The following is a 19,097-nucleotide window of genomic DNA, read 5'->3' as shown; positions in this document are numbered from 1 at the left end:
TGGAACTGAGCCTGCCCGACCGCTGGATTCTGTCCCGCCTGGAGCGGACGGTGAACGAAGTCACCACCCGCCTGGACGAGTATCGTCTGGACCTGGCGGCCAAGGCACTCTATGAGTTCACCTGGAACGAGTACTGCGACTGGTATCTGGAACTGTCCAAGCCGGTACTGCAGTCAGAAAACAGCAGCGATGCCGCCCGCCGCGGCACTCGCCGCACCCTGGTGCAGGTGCTGGAAACCCTGCTGCGCCCGATGCACCCGGTGATGCCCTTCATCAGCGAAGAGATCTGGCAGCGGGTCGCGCCCCTGGCCGGCGCCGAGGGGGAAACCATCATGTACGCCCCCTGGCCCACGCCGGCCGGCCATGCGGACTCGGCCATCGAGTCGGAGATGGACTGGCTGCAGGGTTTCATCCTGGGTGTGCGCCGGATTCGGGGCGAAATGGACATCTCGCCCAACAAGCCCCTGGATGTGTTGCTGGCCAACAGTAGCGAGCGGGACCGGACGCGGCTGGAGAATCACCATCATCTGCTCAGCAATCTGGCCCGGCTGGAGACAGTCACGGTGCTGGAGGCGGACAGCAATCCGCCGGAATCGGCGACTGCCCTTCTCGGTGAGATGGAGATCCTGGTGCCCATGGCCGGCCTGATCGACAAGGAAGCGGAGCTGGCGCGCCTTGAGAAAGAGCTGGCCAAGATCCGCAAGGGCCTGGAGCAAGCCGAACGCAAGCTCGCCAACGAGAAGTTCGTCAGCAATGCGCCGGCCGAGGTGGTGGATAAGGAGCGCGGCAAGGCCGAGGAAATGCGTGCGGCCCTGGAGCGCCTTGATGCCAAGCGGGAGAAGATTGCGGCGCTTTAGGGTTGGTGGCTTTGATTTGGGCAGGACCCTTCGAGGTCGGTGACTAGCGGATGGTTTGGTTTAGTCTTGTGCCTTAGTGCCATCCGGAGGCTTTTGATCGCGAATAAATTCGCTCCTACGGTGCCTATAGCATATGCCGAAGCCACCGTAGGAGCGGATTTATCCGCGATTTCCCCGGCCGAATCGAAGCCAATCTGCTTAGAAATCAGAATTCACCCTCAGCAAGCACTGCCCAGGTGACCCCCACCAAAGGTAGGCCTTGTAGCCGACAGGCCTTTCCAAGACTGTGTGAGCCAGGATGGCGAACCCAGAGCCCCCAGGGATGGGTCTACGGCGTTCTTGGAAAGGCCTGTCGCCACCTAGGCCGGAACGCACCCGTCACCGTCATCGAAGGGTCCTACCCAGATTCAAGCCACCAACCAACCCCACAAGCAACAATGCCCTAGAAACGATACCGCACCCCCAAACCAATGAAATTGGAACCCCCTTCCACGCCACTAAAGGTACCGAACACCCCCGAGCGATGATGGAGGCGAATCATGCCACTCCACTGGCTGTCGGGTGCCGGCGGGGCAAATTCCAATTCCATCAGCAGATAATTGAGCAGCTGGGCCGATTCCCCGTCTTCCGGGTCCGAACGGGGCTCAAGGGGCGGAACTTCCCAGGCATAGGAAAACCCCTGACCGAAGGCGAAGCGGGTATCCAGCCAGCGATCCCAGGGAAAATCCATCCAGCGGGCCACCAGAACCGCATTGCTTTCCCAGTGATCCTGCATGCCGTGATGACGAACCAGCTGGGCCTCCACTTCCCAGTGGATACGCCGGCCCTGGTGAAAACGGTAGTTGAGCGCCATGGCATTTAGGTAGGAACTGCGCATCTCGGGGTTTAGGCCGCGCAGGATATCGATCATGCGATCCGGGCTGTTCTTCGCCCAATAGGCTGCCAGGGACCAATCTGCAGCCACTACGGGGGCGCCGCCAATCAGCAGGTACAGAACGATCAGGCAAAACAGGCGTCTCATGAACATCACCTCAACGCCTTTGAATAACAGCCGGCTCCCGCAGCTTATCCCCCTATTCTGCTCCTGATTCTAGAACATCTCCACCGCCCTACTGCCACCCTGACCCGGGAACTCTCCGGGAGAGCCGCTGCCCCTGTGCCGGTTATGCGTCTCCCGCTGCGAGGCCATGACATAACCCTCTGCCAGCTTGTCGAGATCGAAAACAGCCGACTCAGCAAAGGCAGCGGTATCATCACCTGATAGTACTGCGCTAACCTTCTTTGCGTGAGACTCAATGGCAGACAAGGCATCACTGACCTGTTCCAGTTGCTGACGGGTTACATCCTGGAACTGGATCCCGGCCAGGGCTTCCATGGTCTGGACACTGAGTGCCTTGCTGGTATCCTGAAGCTTGCTCAGCACTGACTCATGATGCCTCATGAGACGATCCCGTTCGCTGCCCATACTTTCCAGGGCCGTGCGAACACCAGAGAGAACTGTCTCTTCTTCTTCTGCCTGTCGAGCCGACCCGGCGTCCAGTTGTGCCCGGAACTGATCCTCAATGACCGATGTAATACTGGGTATCTCCCTTTCCACAAAGCCAGCCGCCTCCTGACTGCGGAGTGCCAGTGCCCGAACTTCATCTGCCACCACCGCAAATTCCTTTCCGGCACTCCCGGCACGGGCGGCTTCAATGGCCGCATTCAATGCCACCAGGTTGGTCTTTGCAGCAATGTCCTTGATCATCTGCACGCTTTCCTCAAGCTTGCTGGTGCGTTGCAGGACCTTCTCCGCTCGCACTCGCTCGCGCTGGAGCTGTTCCATCCGCCGATCAATGTAATCGGCTATGTCGCGCATGGCACGGGCGTTGAACTCCCGACTCGCCGTATTGGCTTCGCCTAAAGATTCGGTCTCTTGAGCCGACTCCTGCACAAAACTCATGAATTCACGAGTCTCGTCATCGATGGTTTTCAGGCGCCGGACAATGGTCTCGGCGGATATTGTCGCCTCGGGGCTGGAGCAGTACACCAGCCGATCCCTGGAAACCGTCAGCACCATCCTGGACAAGGTGGTCACCCGGGTCACTGCCGCCTACGGGCCCATCACCCTGGAGCATGAAAGCATCACCGAGATCCTGTCCCGTGCCTTCCGCGGGCCGATGGTCGACAATATCATTATCGTCAATGCGTCCGGTCGCTGGGTCAACGATGCCTACGGCGACCCCAACCGGGAGTCGATGCTGGCGGACCGGGATTATTTTCGCACCCACCAGATGATGCCCGCGGATGCGGTCTTCCTGGACCAGCCGCTGATTGCCCGGACCGGCGGCGAGCGTTTTGTGGCGGCCAGCCGCAGTCTCACCGATGAGGACGGCCAGTTTCTCGGGGTGGTGGCGGCCATCATCAGCCCCAACCATTACGAAAAGCTTTTCCAGGAGGTCGGAGCGACCATTCCCGGCAGCCTGGCGCTACTGGATGAACGCGGTCCCGTGGTGGCCAGCGTGGGACCGGTGCCCAAGTCACTGCTGAATGGACTGGCCACTGATAATGGCGAGCTGCCCAGCGGCCTGTTCCAGAACCCGGAGAGCGGGGAACGGCATCTGGTGGTAGCCCGCCCCATTACCGGCTACCCGCTGCATCAGGTGGTCACGGCGGACCTTTCGCAAGTTCTCGCCCCCTGGCACCGCAGCCTGCTCTCCTATCTGGGCCTGGGCGGAGGAACCAGCCTGGTCCTGGGCTTTGGATTGTTGCTGCTATGGCGGGAGAGTGCACGCAACGAGGCCATCCAGCGCCAGCTGCATGAAAGCGAGTCCCGCTTTCGCAGTCTGATCGAATCCACCACCGACTTCGTCTGGGAAATGGATGAGAACGGCTATTGCGTCTACGCCAGCCCGCAAGTGGAAGACATCATGGGCTACCCGCCGGAAGAAATCGTCGGCATGCGGCCTTACGACCCCATGACCCCACGCGAACAGGACCGGATGGTGGATGTTTATCACAGCATCATCGAGTCCCGCGAACCCTTTCATCTGCTGGAAAATCGCAATGTCCACCGAGATGGGCACGAAGTGGTACTGGAAACCAGCGGCACCCCGGTTTTTGACGAGGAAGGTCATTTCCGTGGCTACCGGGGAATTGACCGCGATATCACCGAGCGCAAGCGGCTGGAGGAAGCGCTACGCGCCCTGGCATTGCTGAGTGGCAAGGAAACCGAAGAGACATTCTTCCAGCTTACTGTCAGAAACCTCTCCAAGGCTCTGGGGCTTCACCTGGCCGTACTGATTCGCGAAGAGGGTGAGGGAGATTCGCCCAGCGTGTGCGCTTTCCATGATGAGCTTGGCGAACTCCGTGCACCGGCCATACCGGAACAGATAATCGCCCGCCTGAGCGCCGAGGCAAGGCTGATTCTGCGGGAAAACGCAGCCGACGATCTCAGCCAGGATCCCCTGGTTAAGGCATTGGGAGCCACGAGTGTATTGGCAACCACCATCCGCCACAGTAGCGGAAGCCGCTGGGGGTGGCTGATCTGCCTTGACCGCAAGCCGATATCCCAGACCCGGGCATCTCGGGCCGAGCCTGTCCTGGATGTCTTCGCTTCCCGGATTACCCTGGAGTTGGACCGAAACCAGGCCCATGCCGACTTGAGCTGGGAAGCCAGTCACGACGCCCTCACCGGGCTGCTGAATCGACGCGCCTTTGACGATCAGCTAAGGATCGTCACCACTCAGGCACCGGAGCCAGGGCGAACCCATGCCCTGATCTACATGGACCTGGACCAATTCAAGGTTGTTAACGACACCTGTGGCCATATGGCCGGGGATGAGCTTCTGCGTCAGCTCTCCCGTGCCATGAACCGACGCCTGCGCAAGACCGACCTTCTTGCTCGCCTGGGGGGGGATGAGTTCGGCCTGCTGCTGGCGAATTGCCCGGTGGAGCGCAGCATGGAGATTGCCGAAGGCCTGTTGGAAACCGTGCGGGCCTTCCAGTTCAGCTGGGAAGGGCGAGCCTTTTCCGTGGGCGCCAGTATCGGCATTGCCCATACGCGTGAGTCGAACCTGGAACATGACAGTCTGCTGGCACAGGCGGACCTGGCTTGCTACGCGGCCAAGGACCTTGGCCGAAACCGGATCCAGGTCTATCAAAGCGATAATGCGCATATCCAGGCCCGACACGGGGAGATGGGCTGGGTCCCGCGACTGGACCGGGCCCTGGCGGAAGACCGCTTCGAATTGTTCGGCCAATGGATCGTGCCGGTTCAGGCTGACAGCAGCCGCCTTCCCAGCCTGGAAATCCTGCTCAGACTCCGGGATGAGAACGGCGACCTGGTGTCACCCGCTCAATTCATTCCGGCGGCGGAACGCTACAATCTCATGAGTCGCATCGATCGACATGTCATTGATCAGGTCTTGCTACGGGCCAGTCGCATGCCCAGCCACCTTCGTCCGCGTCGCTGGTCGATCAATCTCTCCGGCACATCCCTGGGCGACGGCACTCTGGCGGGCTTTATTGAATCCCGTTTTCAGGCCCACGGTGTGGACCCCGCCTGGTTTTGTTTCGAGATCACCGAGACCGCGGCCATCAGCAATTTCGAGGAAGCCCAGGGGCTGTGCCAGCGCTTGAGAAAGCTGGGGGCTCGAGTGGGTCTGGATGATTTCGGCAGCGGCCTCTCGTCCTTCGCCTATCTTCGCCAGATCCAACTGGATGCCATGAAGATCGATGGCAGCTTCGTGCGGCATGTGGCTGAAGACCCGGTGGCACGCAGTATGGTTCAGGCCATGCACCAGGTGGGCAAGGCCATGCGACTGGATACAGTTGCCGAGTTCGTGGAAGACCATCAGACCCTGCTGGTCCTGCGTGACATCGGCATCGACCTCGCGCAGGGTTTTGCCCTGCACCGCCCCCAGCCACTGGATTCCCTCGACCTACCGCCGACTCCGACGGATGACGGAAGCTACCAGTGACGCCCGGGGCGCCAGCCCCACCAGACCATCAGGATCAAGCCGAACACCATCCCCCCCAGGTGGGCAAAGTGGGCGATATTGGCCATGGTACCGGTCAGCCCCGCCAACAGGGAGAAGACACCAAACACGACCACGAACCACTTGGCCTTCATGGGAATGGGGGGAATCAGCAGCACGATGCGCTGGTTGGGGAACAGCAGACCAAAGGCCAGGAGAATGCCGAAGACGCCCCCCGATGCACCAACCGTCGGGTAGACAGTGCCTTCCGCTGCCGCAGCGGTCGCCACCAGCAGCTGAACCAGTGAGGCACCAATCACACAGAAGAAATAGTAGAACAGGAAGCGGCCGGAGCCCCAGACATTCTCGATCTGAACCCCGAACATCCACAAAGCCAGCATATTGACGAAGAGGTGGAAATACCCCCCGTGCAGAAAGGCCGATGAGACCAGCTGCCAGGGCTGAAAGTTGGGTGTGTTGGCGCCCCATAGCGCAAAGTTATCCAACATCCACCGAAAATCGCTGAGCTGCAGCATGAATACGATGATGCAAGCTGCCAACAAGCCGGTCACCACCGGCGGAAAATTGGACCAACGAGCGGGGCTGACGGACATGGGGCGCGATCCTCTTGTATGCTGTATGACCTGCCGCCTACGCTATCGCCGACGTCGGCCATCCGCAAGGAAAAACCAGTGAGCCGGCCTCTGCCGAGGTTTCTTGGGAAAGGACATGATCATGATGCGCAAGTTCACGCAGCTATTCACGCTCGCCTTTGTTGCCACCGTTGCCTCGGACCCGTTGGCCCATGCCAAAGCAACAGACTCTCTGACGGGACTGGAGGAGTACATCCAGGACGGCATGGCGGACTGGGAAATTCCCGGGCTTGCCATTGCCATTGTCCATGAGGACGAGGTGATCTTCAGCCGTGGCTTCGGCACCCTGCGCCTTGGCGAGAACATCCCGGTCGATGAGCACACCCTGTTCGGGGTCGCCTCCACCACTAAAGCCATGACCGCTGCCGCATTGGCCATGCTGGTGGATGAGGGCAAGCTAGACTGGGATGACCGGGTGATTGATCACATGCCCGAGTTTCGCCTTTCCGATCCCTGGGTCACGCAGGAGGTGCGGGTGAGGGATCTTCTCACTCACCGGGTCGGGGTAGGAAGAATGACCGGCAACCGCCTGCAGTTCATGAACGAGGCGCCCCGGGAAAAGATAATCCACCAGATGCGCTACCACGAGTTCGAGCAGCCCTTCCGCTCAAACTATGTCTACTCCAATGTCATGTACTCCGTTGCCGGTGAACTGATTCCCGCCATTACCGGAAAGAGCTGGGATCAATTCATCGCTGAACGCCTGTTTGCGCCCCTGGGCATGGATCGCAGCAATACCAGTATCACCCAGTTGGACGGAAACAATAATGCCTGGCCGCACCAGGAAATCCGCGGTGACGTGGTGGAAATCCCCCGCCGGAATTTCGACAACGTGGGCCCCTCCGCCTCGGTGAACAGCAGCGTCCACGACATGGCTCAATGGATGCGCCTGCAACTGGGTGAGCCGGGCGTATTCGAAGGTGAGCGACTGATCAGCGAAACCCAGATGCGCGAGACTCATCAGCCACAGATCGCCACGGGTCGTGATGACCATGCCTCGCCCATACGGGCCTATGGCCTGGGTTGGAGCCTGGGAGAGCATCGCGGTTACAGCATTGCCCAGCATGGCGGCGCCACTGATGGCATGAACACCCAGCTATTGCTGGTGCCCAAGCTGGATCTTGGGGTGGTGGTGGTCAGCAACCTGTTCAACAACTTCCGTCTGGCCCTGGCCAAGGAAGTCGTTGACCGGATTGCCGGCCTTGAGTCCAAGGACTGGCACGAATACTACCGTGACCGTTACCTGGCCCGCTTCGAGGAAGCCAGGAAGGAACGGGAACGCATCCACTCGGCACGCCAGGAAAGTACCCGGCCATCGGTAGACCTAAGCGACTTCGAGGGGAAGTATTTTGACCCCCTGTACCAGACCGTGGAGGTCTTCTCCCCGGGCGATGGACGTCTGGCCCTGCGTTTCTGGGACAGCGACGAACACATCGCGGACCTGGAGCACTGGCATCACGATACCTTCAGGGCTCATTGGCGCAATCCCGCCCGACGGGAGAAATTTGTCCATTTCACCCTGGACGAGGATGGAGACCCCGACACCCTGAAGGTGAATTTCACCCTCCGTCCGGCGGTGCTGCAGGTAGGGCTTTATCCCAGCGGCTACCAGAGAAAGGTCCGCTTTGAGCGCCAGCAATGAATGAGCATGTAATGGCCCATCCCGGGCCATTACATCGCTTTTTTGCTGCTGATAGTCTCACTATTGATTGTCTAGCCAGACGGCGATGGCCGCACCCCAGCACGACATGGACGCCCGGTGCCAACTTGATCAGTCAGGTAGTCCCGGGCAAGCCCGACTAATCGGCGAGTTCGAGAAATTCGCTGCGCAGGAACTCGCCATGCCGATAAAGGCTGTCGTAGAGGCGGCGCGTATTGTCCTCCTGGTCACCGTCCCAGTCGGCGGGTGAAGCAAACAGCTCACTGCCACCATAGCCTTCCCCGGCGCCCACCATGAAGCGACTGATCGCCCGAATGTAGTGCCGCTGATCGAGCACTGTCCCATCCTCATAATCCAGACGGGCCACGACGATTCCCTCCGGCATCTGCCATTCCAGGGCCTCAAGTATCTGCTGATCGACAAAGACCGCCAGCTCATCCGCCAGATCGGGCTTCAGGCGACGCATCATGCGAGCCGTCCCCTCACGCTCGCGATCAAAGGAAAATCCGGCGACCAGGTGGGCGATCAAATCCCAATGGGCGGCAACATCGACTTCGCCGCTGGCCGCCTCCGCGCCGGATTCGGTGAATGTCACCTGAGCCGGTAAACCCCAGTCACGGGCCAATGGCAAGACCTGTTCCAGCACCCTGACAGCACGTCTGAACAATAGCTCGGCTTGTTCCCGCTCCTCATCGCCGCCAAACAGATAAAGAACCTCGTAGAGCCCCTTATGCCCTCGCATCAGACTGCCCACGGTTGCCAATGACCAGGTCTGGTCACCGAAATCATAGAAGCCCCGATCCTCGTCCCAGCGTGCATCCAACTGCTCGGCCGCGGCACTGGCAATATCCAGCAATTCTTCCGGGCCACGGCCGAGCCAACCACGCAATCTTTCTTCAGACAGGCCGCCCATATCATCCGCGCCGCCGGGCTTCTGCCAGCGAACCCAGGCATAAGAAAGGGTGGTGAAAACGGCGAGGCCGTCCATCATGCTGTCGGCACTGACGGTTTCCTCCGGATCACCCAGGTGAAAGACGCCATCGCGGTAGTGTTCATCCATGACATGGCGGGTGATACCGGTGAGCAAGGGCAAGGCCATGCGTGTGATGGCGTCGCGAACATCGCCATCCTCAAACCAGCTCTCCCGGTGGTGCATATGATAGAGATAGCTGCCCCAAACCTGGTCCCTCAAGACCACATCACCGTGGGCGCGCCAGTCCCCCTCCTCCCAGACGGCCTCCGGGCGGGCGGCCAGACCGTCAGCGTAGCGCATCTGCACGTCGCGGAAGAGCCGCAGCCACAAGCGGGCTTGTTCATCCATGAAATCCTGATCCAACTCGGGGCGATAGGCCTCATGCCCCATCTCGCTGCTGCGGGCCCTGGCACCATGCATGAAGATGGCATGCAGGGCATCGCTGTCATCCCTGAAACGCGGCCTGTCCGGCCGCTCCGGTGCCTTGCCGGGCTTCACCGCCGAGGGTAGAAGAAAGCCCCGCTCATCGGCTGGCTCCGGCTCCGGCTGTTGCGCCTCGGAGGGTGACGGCTGCGCTTCGTCCAGGTCATCGTCATTCTCACAGGCCGACAACAGGAGGGAGAAGCAGAGCAATAGCCCCACGATGGCATGGACAGTCGGGTTTGCTTCTCTTAATCTGATCGCCATGACCAAGCTTGCCTCCATATCCGAAGTCGAAGATGCCGTCGCCGGTGCCGAGCGGGCCCTGGAGCGCCTCAACGAGATCATCCTCGGCAAAGACCAGGCGATCCGTCTCGCCCTGAGCTGCCTGCTCGCGGGCGGCCATTTACTGATCGAGGATATTCCCGGTGTTGGCAAAACCACCCTTGCCCACGCCATGGCCCGTTGTCTGGGTCTGAGCTACCAACGGATTCAGTTTACCAGCGACCTGCTGCCGGCCGATATTCTGGGTGCCTCCGTCTTCGACCGGGAACGCGGTGACATGGTATTCAGGCCGGGGCCCATCTTTGCACAGATGATTCTTGCCGACGAGGTCAATCGGGCAACACCCAAGACCCAGAGTGCCCTGCTGGAGGCCATGGAAGAACATCAGGTCACGACTGAAACCGAAACCCGCCCACTACCCCGTCCTTTCTTCGTCATCGCGACCCAAAACCCGCTGCAACAGGTGGGCACTTTCCCGTTACCGGAATCCCAATTGGATCGTTTCCTGATGCGGATTCATCTGGGCTATCCGGATCCTCGCGCGGAACGCGCCTTGCTGATGGGGCGGGAACGGCGAGAGTTGCTGGCAGAACTGGAACCCGTGCTGAGAGCCGATGATCTCAGCGCCTTGCGGGTTCATGTGGACAATGTGCACGTCTCTGAACCCCTGCTGGATTACCTCCAGGATCTGGTGAAAGCCAGCCGCCAGGCACCGGAACTCATTGACGGCCTGTCTCCACGGGGCGCCCTGGCCCTTCGCCAGGCGGCTCAGGCCTGGGCCTTGCTGCATCGACGCCGGGGCGTGGAACCAGAGGATCTGCAGGTGGTATTCCCGGCGGTTGCCGGCCACAGAATGGTGCCGCGACCGGAGTACCGAGACCGGGTTGATCAGGTCATAGACAGGCTGTTGACCGAAACAGTCATCCGCTGACCCGTGCGCCTGGCCCTGCCTCGTCCTGTCCAATTGCTACGCCGCCTGGCCCGCCAGTGGGCCTACCGTCGCCAGGGCCCGGACACTTCGCCCCTGCTGCTCCATCGTCGTCGCATCTATATCCTGCCCACCCGCCTGGGCATGGGCCTGCTCGTGGTAATCGCGGCCATCATTCTGGCAGCGATGAATTACGCCAACAGCATGGGCTTCTTTCTCGGCTTCAGTCTGGCAGGGCTGGCACTGGTCTCCATGTATCACGCTCATCGCGGTCTCAATGGCCTTGTGGTGAAAGTCGGGCAGCCGGGCGAGGGATTCGTCGACGAAGCCCAGCGGCTCACGGTCGATTTGGAGAGTCGCGACCGCATTCACCGCCATGATCTGCTGCTCACCGATAGCGACGGCAACTGGCTGGATGTCACCGACCTGCCAGCCATGTCCAGCGCAACCCTTGGATACCCGATCACACCCGAGCAACGCGGCCCCATCCGGGTCCGCCGCTTTGGTCTCGCCTGCCAGTATCCCTTCGGCCTGTTCCAGGCCTGGTGCTGGCTGGATCTGCCGCTGGAAGGCCTGGCCTGGCCCCGGCCTCTGGATCATCCCCTGCAGCACGCCCGCCACCCCGACGGTGAGGGAAAGCAACAGGAGGAGAAAGGCAGCGAAGACTTCAGCCGCCTGCGCGGCTATGTCAGTGGCGACCCGATCCGCCGCATGGCCTGGCGCCACTATCTCAATCGCGGTGAACTGGTCATCAAGGAGTTCGCCAGCCCCAGCGGGGAAAGCACGATCTGGTTTGACTGGGACCAGGCCGGACCGGGCGATACCGAGACCCGACTGGGCCGTCTCTGTCACTGGATTCTCCAGGCCGAACTGAACAATCGGCCCTGGGGTCTGCGCCTGCCTGATCAAACCATCGAGCCGGGCCAGGGCAGCGAGCAAAGCCGTCGGGCCTTGAACGCCCTGGCTCGCTTCGGGCTTGAGGGTGAGCGCCATGCCTGAGAAAAGCCTGAGAGAAGCCGATCTGCGTCTGCTGGCTCTGGGCCTGCTCGCCACACTGCTGCCGGTGGTGGGAACACTCCCTCTCTGGACGCTGGTACTGGCGGTGTTGTTCGGCCTCTGGCGCCTGGCCGCCGGCTGGCGCGGCCTCAGGCACGTACCGCTGGGCTGGCTGCGCCTGCCGCTGGGGCTGGGCTGCTTTGCCGGCATCTATCTGCAATTTGGCAGCTTCAACGGCGTGGAACCGGGTACCGCTCTATTGTCTCTGATGCTGGGCCTCAAGCTGCTGGAAACCTGGAAACCCCGGGATGGCTTCATTCTGGTTCTGCTGGCCTACGTTCTCCTGCTCGCCGTCTTTCTCAACAATCAGGAACTGCCCGCCGTGCTGTGGCTGCTGCCGGTGGCCGGCTTCCAGACCACGGTCTTTCTGCGCCTTACCCGCCTGAAAGACCCGGGCCCGCTGAAACCCAGCCTCCGCACGGCGGGGGTCTTGCTGGCTCAGGCACTGCCCGTGGCAATACTCCTGTTTGTCCTCTTCCCCCGCGTTCCGGGCCCTCTATGGGGGACGCCGACACCGGAACCTCGGGCGGTCACCGGATTATCCGACCGCATGAGCCCCGGCTCTGTCAGTGAACTCGCCCAGTCCAATGCCCTGGCCTTCCGGGTCAGCTTTCCCGGTGAGCAGGAACCGGCCCGCGGCCAACTCTATTGGCGCGGCCCCGTCTTCCATGAATTTGATGGTCAGGAATGGCGCCAGGGCCGACTGCCCGACCGTGAACCCACCCTGCTGCCCCTGGGCGAGCCCATCGAACAGGAAATCACCCTGGAGGCCCACGGCCAGGACTGGCTCATCGCCCTGGAGATGGTGGATGGCGAGCTTCCCGAGGACAGTCAGCGCCGCGCTGACATGCAGTTGGTGGCGGATGAGCGAATCAGTGACCGCCTCCGTTACCGCGTCCACTCATGGCCGGATTACAGTCTCGATCCGGAACTGCCGGAGCAATGGCAGGACTACCTCACCCGCCTGCCGGATAACAGCAATCCCCGGACCCGAGAACTGGCAGAGCAATGGTGGGCGGAGAGTGACGCTGACGAGGCAACCATGATCCAAAGGGCGCTGGATCATTTCGGCCAGGAGGATTTCTTTTATACCCTGGAGCCCCCGCTGTTGGGCCGGCACGCCATGGACGAGTTTCTCTTTGAAAGCCGGCGCGGCTTTTGTGAGCATTATGCCGCCGCCTTCACCATCATGATGCGGGCGGCCGGCATTCCGGCAAGAGTGGTCACCGGCTATGTGGGCGCCGATTTCAATCACCTGGCCGGTCACTATCGGGTGCTGCAATCAAACGCCCATGCCTGGAGCGAGGTCTGGATCGAAGGCGAAGGCTGGCGCCGGGTGGATCCCACCAATGCCATTGACCCCTCACGGGTGGAAACGACCGTGGGCGGGCTTGCCGGGCTGGAGGAAGAGGAATTCGACAGAGGCCTGTCCTGGAGCCAGTTCGCCTTCCAGATGGAGCTCCTCTGGGACACCATCCAGGTCCGCTGGGAAGGCTGGTTTCTCGCCTACGGCCCGGAAAGACAACAAAACTTCCTGGAGCGACTCGGTCTGCCTGGTCGGGATGCCGTGAAACTGGCGGTGATCATGGTGCTCGCCGTCGCCGGCGCCCTGCTCATCCTGTGGATCGCCCTCTCCCTGCGCCAGCGCCCCCCACGACCCAGTGACCCCCTGGAACGGGCCTGGCTGCGCTTCCAGGGCCGCATGGCCCGGGCCGGCTACTCCCGGCGGGCTGGTGAAGGACCGGCGACCTGGCTCGCCCGTCTGGAACAGGAGCAGCCGGCCCTGGCCCGGGAACTGCGCCCCCTGCTTCAGGCCTTCCGCCGGGCGCGCTATGCCGGCGCCACCGCCCAGTTGCACCGCATCCAGGCAAAACTGCGACGATTCCCCACCCGCCGCCTGCGCCGCCTGGGTCGCGCCTGAAATCGCGCCTGAGATCGCGCCAGTTTCAGCCAGACGTGCTAGCAGACCGGATCTCGACGGGTATCAGGCAGCCAGGTGGTCACGGGTGGCGCGGAATTCGATCTCGGGATTGCGTTCCATGGCCAGATCAAGATTGACCCGCGTCGGGGCGATATAGACCAGGGCGCCGGAATGGTCGATGGCGAGATTGTCCTCGGCGCGACGACGGAAACGTTCCAGCTCACGTTCGTCTTCGCTGTAAGTCCAGCGGGCAGTGGCTACATTGATCGCTTCGAATTTGCAGTCCACGCCGTACTCCGTGCGCAGACGTTCAGCGACCACGTCGAATTGAAGCTGCCCCACCGCACCCAGAATCAGATCGTTGTTGCGCAAGGGGCGGAATAACTGTGTGGCCCCTTCCTCACACAACTGATCCAGCCCCTTCTGCAGCTGCTTCATGCGCAAGGGGTCGGCCAGCACGGCACGGCGGAACAGTTCCGGAGCAAAGTTGGGGATGCCGGTGAACTGAAGTTCCTCGCCTTCGGTAAAGGTATCACCGATTCTGATCGTGCCATGGTTGTGGAGGCCAATGATGTCACCGGCCCAGGCTTCCTCGGCTTGCTCCCGTTCGGATGCCATGAAGGTCAGGGCCTTGCTGATTTTCACATCCTTGCCAATGCGCACATGACGAAGTTTCATGCCCGGTCGAAACTGGCCTGAGCAGATACGCATGAAGGCAACACGATCACGATGGGCCGGGTCCATATTGGCCTGGACCTTGAACACGAATCCGGTCAGCTTCTCCTCGCCCGGATCGACTTCGCGAACCGTGGTATTGGCCGGTCGGGGAGCCGGTGCGGTTCGAACAAAGCTTTCCAGTAATTCCTGCACCCCAAAGTTGGCAATGGCGGAACCGAAGAACACCGGGGTGAGACGTCCGGACAGATAGGCGTCCAGATCGAACGCGGGACTGGCCTCTCGAACCAGCTCCACTTCATCCGCATAGTCGTCGGCATCGTCACCCAGGAACTCGCGCGCCTCAGGGGAAGCCAGGCCGTCGATGCTGCGGTGAACACCGCGGGCACCCCCCTTGGCCTCCTCGTAGATATAGATGCGGTCTTCCAGCAGATGGTAGATGCCCTTCAGGCGCTTGCCCATGCCGATCGGCCAGGTGACCGGGGTGCACTGAATCCCCAGAACCCGCTCCACTTCATCCATCAGTTCCATGGGATCCCGACCTTCCCGGTCGAGCTTGTTGATGAAGGTGTAAATCGGCGTATCCCGCAGACGACAGACTTCCATCAGCTTGATGGTGCGCTCCTCCACACCCTTGGCGCAGTCAATCACCATCATCGCCGAGTCCACTGCGGTCAGGGTGCGATAGGTGTCTTCCGAAAAGTCGGCGTGGCCCGGGGTATCAAGCAGATTGACGATATGATCGTCAAAGGGAAACTGCATCACCGAGGAGGTCACGGAGATGCCGCGCTCCTTTTCCATGGCCATCCAGTCGGAGGTGGCGTGGCGCGCGGATTTGCGGCCCTTGACCGTGCCGGCGAGCTGGATCGCGCCGCCGAACAGCAACAGCTTCTCGGTGAGGGTGGTCTTACCCGCATCGGGGTGGGAAATGATGGCAAAGGTGCGCCGGCGCTGGTATTGCTGACTCATGAGACGGGGGTCCGGGTTTCTTCAGGGTAAACCGGGCATTTTATCAGTTTTGAACCAACCGCGAGGAGGAATCAGTCCAGCGTCCTGGCCAGTACCAGGGCGTCCTCGCGCACCCCCGAATGGTCCGGATAATAGCCGCGACGGAGGCCAATTTCCTCAAACCCCAGGGAATCGTATAGCTGACGGGCCGCGCTGTTCGAGGGCCTGACCTCGAGAATCATGCGGCTGGCACCGGCTCCCCGGGCATGACCCATGACATGTTGCATCATTCTTCGCCCCAGACCCAGCTTCTGCCAGGCAGGATCAATGCAGATATTGAGTACATGAGACTCCCCGGCAGCCACCGAAACGATGGCATGGCCGGCAATGACCCCACCGGCCTCCATTACCCAACATTGGTAACCGGCCCGCAGGCAATCGCGGAACACACCCACAGGCCAGGGAAAGGAATAAGCCCGACTCTCGACCTCGTGGACACGCTCAAGGTCCGTCGTCCGCATGGGCCGAACCTGCCGCGAGGCCTCGGGGCGCCGGACCGAACTCATTGCCCCGCCTCCAGGGTACGCCGCGCCAGGCGCAGGTCGGCCCAGGCCTTGCGTTTCTCCAGGGGCGATCTCAGCAGATAGGCCGGATGGTAGGTGACCACCGCGGGTATGGCGAATCCCGGCAAACGATGGAGCTGGGAGCGCAAACGCCCCACTGGGGCATTGCTACCCAGCAGTGTCTGGGCGGACACCCGTCCCACCAGCAAAATCAGGCGCGGACGAATCAGTTCAATCTGGCGCCGCAGATAAGGCAGACAGGCCTCGATCTCCTCAGCGACGGGATCACGATTCCCCGGTGGCCGGGATTTGATGATATTGGCGATGTAGACCGTCTTTCGGGAATGTCCGATGGCCGCCAGCATGGCATCCAGCAGCTGCCCGGCCCGCCCCACAAAGGGTTCGCCTCGACGGTCTTCCTCGGCCCCCGGGGCCTCTCCAATCACCAGCAGCTCCGCTTCGCGATTGCCGACACCAAATACGCCCTGGGTTCTGCTCTCGTGCAGCGGACAACGCCTGCAGCTCTCGACCTGCTGAATCAAGGTCTCCCAGTCGGCGCCAAGCGGCTCATTCGATACCGGTGCTGCGTCCGCCTCCGGGGCACTGACTGCTTCCGCCTGCTCCGTAGTCTCGCCATCCCGACGGCGCCAGGCAGTCAGCCCCATGGCAGCGAGATAGGCTTGACGGCGAGCGTCACTGACCACCATCACCCTCCCGACGCCGCAAGCGACGCCGACGGCGCCACAGCGCGAGCACAGGGCCGGAGAAGGCATAGGCAAAGAAACCGGCAAACAGTACCTGGGAGGGCGCCAAGGCAACGAGAATGAAAAAGGCCGGAATCAGGATGACGTAGGTGAATGGCACGCGCCCGCCAGTGATATCCAGGTCCTTGAAGCTGTAGTAGCTGAAATTACTCACCATCAGCGCCCCGGAGACAACGGCCAGGCCGTAGACAAAAGGCAGGGTGTAGGCGTTATGGAGGTCCAGCCCAGCCAGCAGCCAGGTGCAAAAGGCCACGCAGGCGGCGGCCGAGGGGCTGGGCAGGCCCTGGAAATAACGGTGGTCGGCCCCCGCCATCCGGGTATTGAAACGGGCCAGGCGAAGCGCCGCTGCCACGGCAAAGAAGAAGGCCACCAGCCAGCTCAACTGGCTCCACCACCACCAGGGTTCCTCGCCCAGGACACCCATGCCCCAGTTGTAGACGATCATTGCCGGGGCCAGCCCGAATGAGACAAGATCCGAGAGACTGTCATACTCCCGGCCGAACTCACTTTCGGTCCCGGTCAGGCGGGCGACTCGCCCGTCCACCCCATCGAGCAACATGGCCACCAGCACGGCAACGCCGGCCGACCGGAAGTCGCCGTTCATGGCCGAGATCATGGCAAAGAACCCGGCGAACATGGCCGCCGTGGTAAACAGATTGGGCAGCAGGTAGATGCCCCGCCGCCGAATGGCACCACTTCGGGCTGATCGCTTCTTGCCGCGCTTGGCCACCGCGCACTCCCTCAGGTCTCTGAACTTCAAATGGTGCCACGAGCAGTGGGTGGGAGGAAACTCAGCCCCCGAAAACAGCGCCCGCTGACCGGGCCCGACTCAGTCATGAACGAGTGTGGCGAGCATATCGCTCCCGGCGTGGACCCGGTCCCCGACACGGACCTGAACGCTGATCTTGCCGTGACAATGGACCCGGGCCAGCCGTGCCCAACGACGGTATCCAAAGCGCTGGCCCTGTCCCAGTCGTTCACCGGTCTTGACGAAGGCCACCGGCCGGGCCCAGTAAGGGCTTGAACGGCCGATCAATTCAGTAACCACATCATCCTGTTCATCGGTCTGCAGCCAGAGACCCCGTTCCGGGCCCTCAGTGAGCCCACGCAGTCCCATGACCTTGCCTTCCACCGGAGCCCGAATGGACCAGGCGCCAAAGGCCGCCACCTCAATCTCGATCACCGTGCCGGGTTGGCCGCCACTGCGCGCATCAACCTCCACAGACAGAACCCGGCCATCCACCGGGCTGACCACCGCCAGGGGCGAAGAGGGAATCTGCCGCGGTGGATCCCGGAACAGCGCCAGCACGACAAGCAGCAGGACCAGGGCCGGTAATGCCAGCCAGGGCAGAGAGAAGGCAGCTGCCAGGGCGCTGACGGCGAGCAGGGCAATGACCAACCACCAGCCTTCACCGGCCAAGAGACCCGATTCACGCGCCATCACTGTTTCCCCGCAGCCAGGGCATCCGCGCTCGCATGCGCTCACCCACGGATTCGATCAGTTGCTCGCCGGCCTGCTTGCGCCCGGACTCAAGCGTGGGAAACCCCGCTGCCAGCTCAGTCTGCAACAGACGATCAAATTCCCCGGAGCGGATTTCCTCCAGAGCCTGACGCATGGCCTCTCGGGAGGCATCCCCGATGATGCGTGGTCCCTGGCGCATGGCCCCGAAATCAGCGACTTCCGAGATGGAGGCGCGCATGTCGGCAATACCCCGGGAATGAATCAAATCAGCGATGAGCTTGACCTCATGGAGGCAGCAAAAATAAGCCACCTCCGGCTGATAGCCCGCGTCGACAAGCGTCTCGAAGGCGGCCCGAATGAGTTCGGTCAGGCCACCCACCAGCACGGCCTGCTCGGCAAACAGATCGGTCTCGGTCTCTTCGGCGAAGCTGGTCTCCATCACGCCGGCCCGTCCGTGACCACCGGCGCCCGCATAGGCCAGGGCCCGCGGCCAGGCCTGGCCACTGCCATCCTGGGCTACAGCCACCAGGGCCGGCACACCGGCGCCACGTTCAAACGTGGCCCGAACCTGCTCACCGATCCCCAGCGGCGCAACCATGATCACATCCAGGTCCTCACGCGGCCGCAGGTGGCCGTGATGAATGCTATAGCCATGGGCAAAGAGCAAAGCGGCACCGGGGCGCAGACGGGAAGCCAGCACGTCCTCGTAGAGCTCCGGCTGTGCGGTGTCCGGGACCAGCATGACGGCCACATCCGCCCAATCCGCGGCCGCCTCAAGATCCAGCACCGCAAGCCCGTCAGCCTCCGCCTGCCGGCGGCGGCTGGATCCGGCTCGCAAGGCCACTCGGACATTCATCCCGGCATCACGAAGATTGCGGGCCTGGGCCCGACCCTGGGCACCATAGCCAAAAACGGCGATGGCACTGGATGCCAGGGGACCGCGATCAAGATCGGCGTCATACCAGCTTCGCATG

At 61.9% G+C, this 19,097-nt stretch carries 16 protein-coding genes; 6 read left to right on the top strand and 10 right to left on the bottom strand.

The window, feature by feature from the left end:
* On the top strand, positions 1–857 hold an 857-nt coding region (locus ACJWXQ_RS10705; RefSeq protein ID WP_406672797.1), incomplete at its 5' end, for a class I tRNA ligase family protein.
* 442 nt (positions 858–1,299) lie between these two features.
* Here ACJWXQ_RS10705 and ACJWXQ_RS10700 read toward each other — a convergent pair.
* Entirely contained in the window at positions 1,300–1,878 is a 579-nt protein-coding gene (locus ACJWXQ_RS10700; RefSeq protein WP_346052434.1) for a hypothetical protein, read from the bottom strand.
* A gap of 69 nt (positions 1,879–1,947) precedes the next feature.
* Positions 1,948–2,886 carry a methyl-accepting chemotaxis protein gene (locus ACJWXQ_RS10695; protein ID WP_406672796.1) on the bottom strand — a complete coding sequence of 313 codons (939 nt, stop codon included), beginning with the start codon at positions 2,884–2,886 and terminating at the stop codon, positions 1,948–1,950.
* On the opposite strand from ACJWXQ_RS10695, the gene ACJWXQ_RS10690 reads away from it, so the two are divergent.
* Positions 2,843–5,818, top strand: a complete 2,976-nt coding sequence (locus ACJWXQ_RS10690) for an EAL domain-containing protein (RefSeq protein WP_406672795.1) — start codon at positions 2,843–2,845, stop codon at positions 5,816–5,818. The genes ACJWXQ_RS10695 and ACJWXQ_RS10690 overlap by 44 nt on opposite strands.
* Here ACJWXQ_RS10690 and ACJWXQ_RS10685 read toward each other — a convergent pair.
* On the bottom strand, positions 5,809–6,429 hold the full coding sequence (locus ACJWXQ_RS10685; protein WP_346050311.1) for a rhomboid family intramembrane serine protease: 621 nt from the start codon (positions 6,427–6,429) through the stop codon (positions 5,809–5,811). The two genes, ACJWXQ_RS10690 and ACJWXQ_RS10685, sit on opposite strands and share 10 nt — an antisense overlap.
* A gap of 121 nt (positions 6,430–6,550) precedes the next feature.
* On the opposite strand from ACJWXQ_RS10685, the gene ACJWXQ_RS10680 reads away from it, so the two are divergent.
* Entirely contained in the window at positions 6,551–8,110 is a 1,560-nt protein-coding gene (locus tag ACJWXQ_RS10680; RefSeq protein WP_346050313.1) for a serine hydrolase, read from the top strand.
* A gap of 157 nt (positions 8,111–8,267) precedes the next feature.
* Here the strand turns inward: ACJWXQ_RS10680 and ACJWXQ_RS10675 are convergent, their stop codons facing one another.
* The gene (locus ACJWXQ_RS10675) at positions 8,268–9,788 is read right to left on the bottom strand and encodes a hypothetical protein (protein WP_346050315.1); all 1,521 of its coding nucleotides are present in this window, start codon (positions 9,786–9,788) and stop codon (positions 8,268–8,270) included.
* On the opposite strand from ACJWXQ_RS10675, the gene ACJWXQ_RS10670 reads away from it, so the two are divergent.
* From ACJWXQ_RS10670 to ACJWXQ_RS10660, 3 genes are read left to right on the top strand one after another with little or no spacing between them, the layout of a single operon-like run.
* Entirely contained in the window at positions 9,787–10,737 is a 951-nt protein-coding gene (locus tag ACJWXQ_RS10670) for an AAA family ATPase (protein ID WP_346050317.1), read from the top strand. The two genes, ACJWXQ_RS10675 and ACJWXQ_RS10670, sit on opposite strands and share 2 nt — an antisense overlap.
* A gap of 3 nt (positions 10,738–10,740) precedes the next feature.
* Positions 10,741–11,733 carry a DUF58 domain-containing protein gene (locus ACJWXQ_RS10665; RefSeq protein ID WP_346050319.1) on the top strand — a complete coding sequence of 331 codons (993 nt, stop codon included), beginning with the start codon at positions 10,741–10,743 and terminating at the stop codon, positions 11,731–11,733.
* Positions 11,726–13,711, top strand: a complete 1,986-nt coding sequence (locus ACJWXQ_RS10660; protein WP_346050321.1) for a DUF3488 and transglutaminase-like domain-containing protein — start codon at positions 11,726–11,728, stop codon at positions 13,709–13,711. The genes ACJWXQ_RS10665 and ACJWXQ_RS10660 overlap by 8 nt, the downstream gene beginning before the upstream one ends.
* A gap of 63 nt (positions 13,712–13,774) precedes the next feature.
* Here ACJWXQ_RS10660 and ACJWXQ_RS10655 read toward each other — a convergent pair whose 3' ends face one another.
* The 6 genes from ACJWXQ_RS10655 to ilvC all read right to left on the bottom strand — a co-directional run bounded on the left by ACJWXQ_RS10655 (position 13,775) and on the right by ilvC (position 19,096).
* Positions 13,775–15,355 (bottom strand): peptide chain release factor 3, encoded by a 1,581-nt coding sequence (locus tag ACJWXQ_RS10655; protein ID WP_346050323.1) that lies wholly within the window; start codon positions 15,353–15,355, stop codon positions 13,775–13,777.
* 71 nt (positions 15,356–15,426) lie between these two features.
* Complete coding sequence (gene rimI / locus ACJWXQ_RS10650; protein WP_346050325.1) at positions 15,427–15,900, bottom strand: ribosomal protein S18-alanine N-acetyltransferase; 474 nt, start codon at positions 15,898–15,900, stop codon at positions 15,427–15,429.
* A complete protein-coding gene (locus ACJWXQ_RS10645; RefSeq protein WP_346050327.1) occupies positions 15,897–16,604 on the bottom strand; it encodes a uracil-DNA glycosylase in 708 nt (235 codons plus the stop codon). The genes rimI and ACJWXQ_RS10645 overlap by 4 nt, the downstream gene beginning before the upstream one ends.
* The gene (gene pssA / locus ACJWXQ_RS10640) at positions 16,591–17,391 is read right to left on the bottom strand and encodes a CDP-diacylglycerol--serine O-phosphatidyltransferase (protein WP_346050329.1); all 801 of its coding nucleotides are present in this window, start codon (positions 17,389–17,391) and stop codon (positions 16,591–16,593) included. The genes ACJWXQ_RS10645 and pssA overlap by 14 nt, the downstream gene beginning before the upstream one ends.
* 99 nt (positions 17,392–17,490) lie before the next feature.
* Positions 17,491–18,102 (bottom strand): hypothetical protein, encoded by a 612-nt coding sequence (locus tag ACJWXQ_RS10635; protein WP_346050331.1) that lies wholly within the window; start codon positions 18,100–18,102, stop codon positions 17,491–17,493.
* On the bottom strand, positions 18,092–19,096 hold the full coding sequence (ilvC, locus tag ACJWXQ_RS10630) for a ketol-acid reductoisomerase (RefSeq protein ID WP_346050333.1): 1,005 nt from the start codon (positions 19,094–19,096) through the stop codon (positions 18,092–18,094). The genes ACJWXQ_RS10635 and ilvC overlap by 11 nt, the downstream gene beginning before the upstream one ends.
* Position 19,097: the final 1 nt, after the last annotated feature.

Origin of the sequence: Natronospira sp., assembly GCF_007134575.1 — a bacterium.
Lineage (GTDB): Bacteria > Pseudomonadota > Gammaproteobacteria > Natronospirales > Natronospiraceae > Natronospira > Natronospira elongata.
The sequence above is the reverse complement of the archived record's forward strand: the minus strand, read 5'-3'. Positions and strand labels throughout refer to the sequence as shown.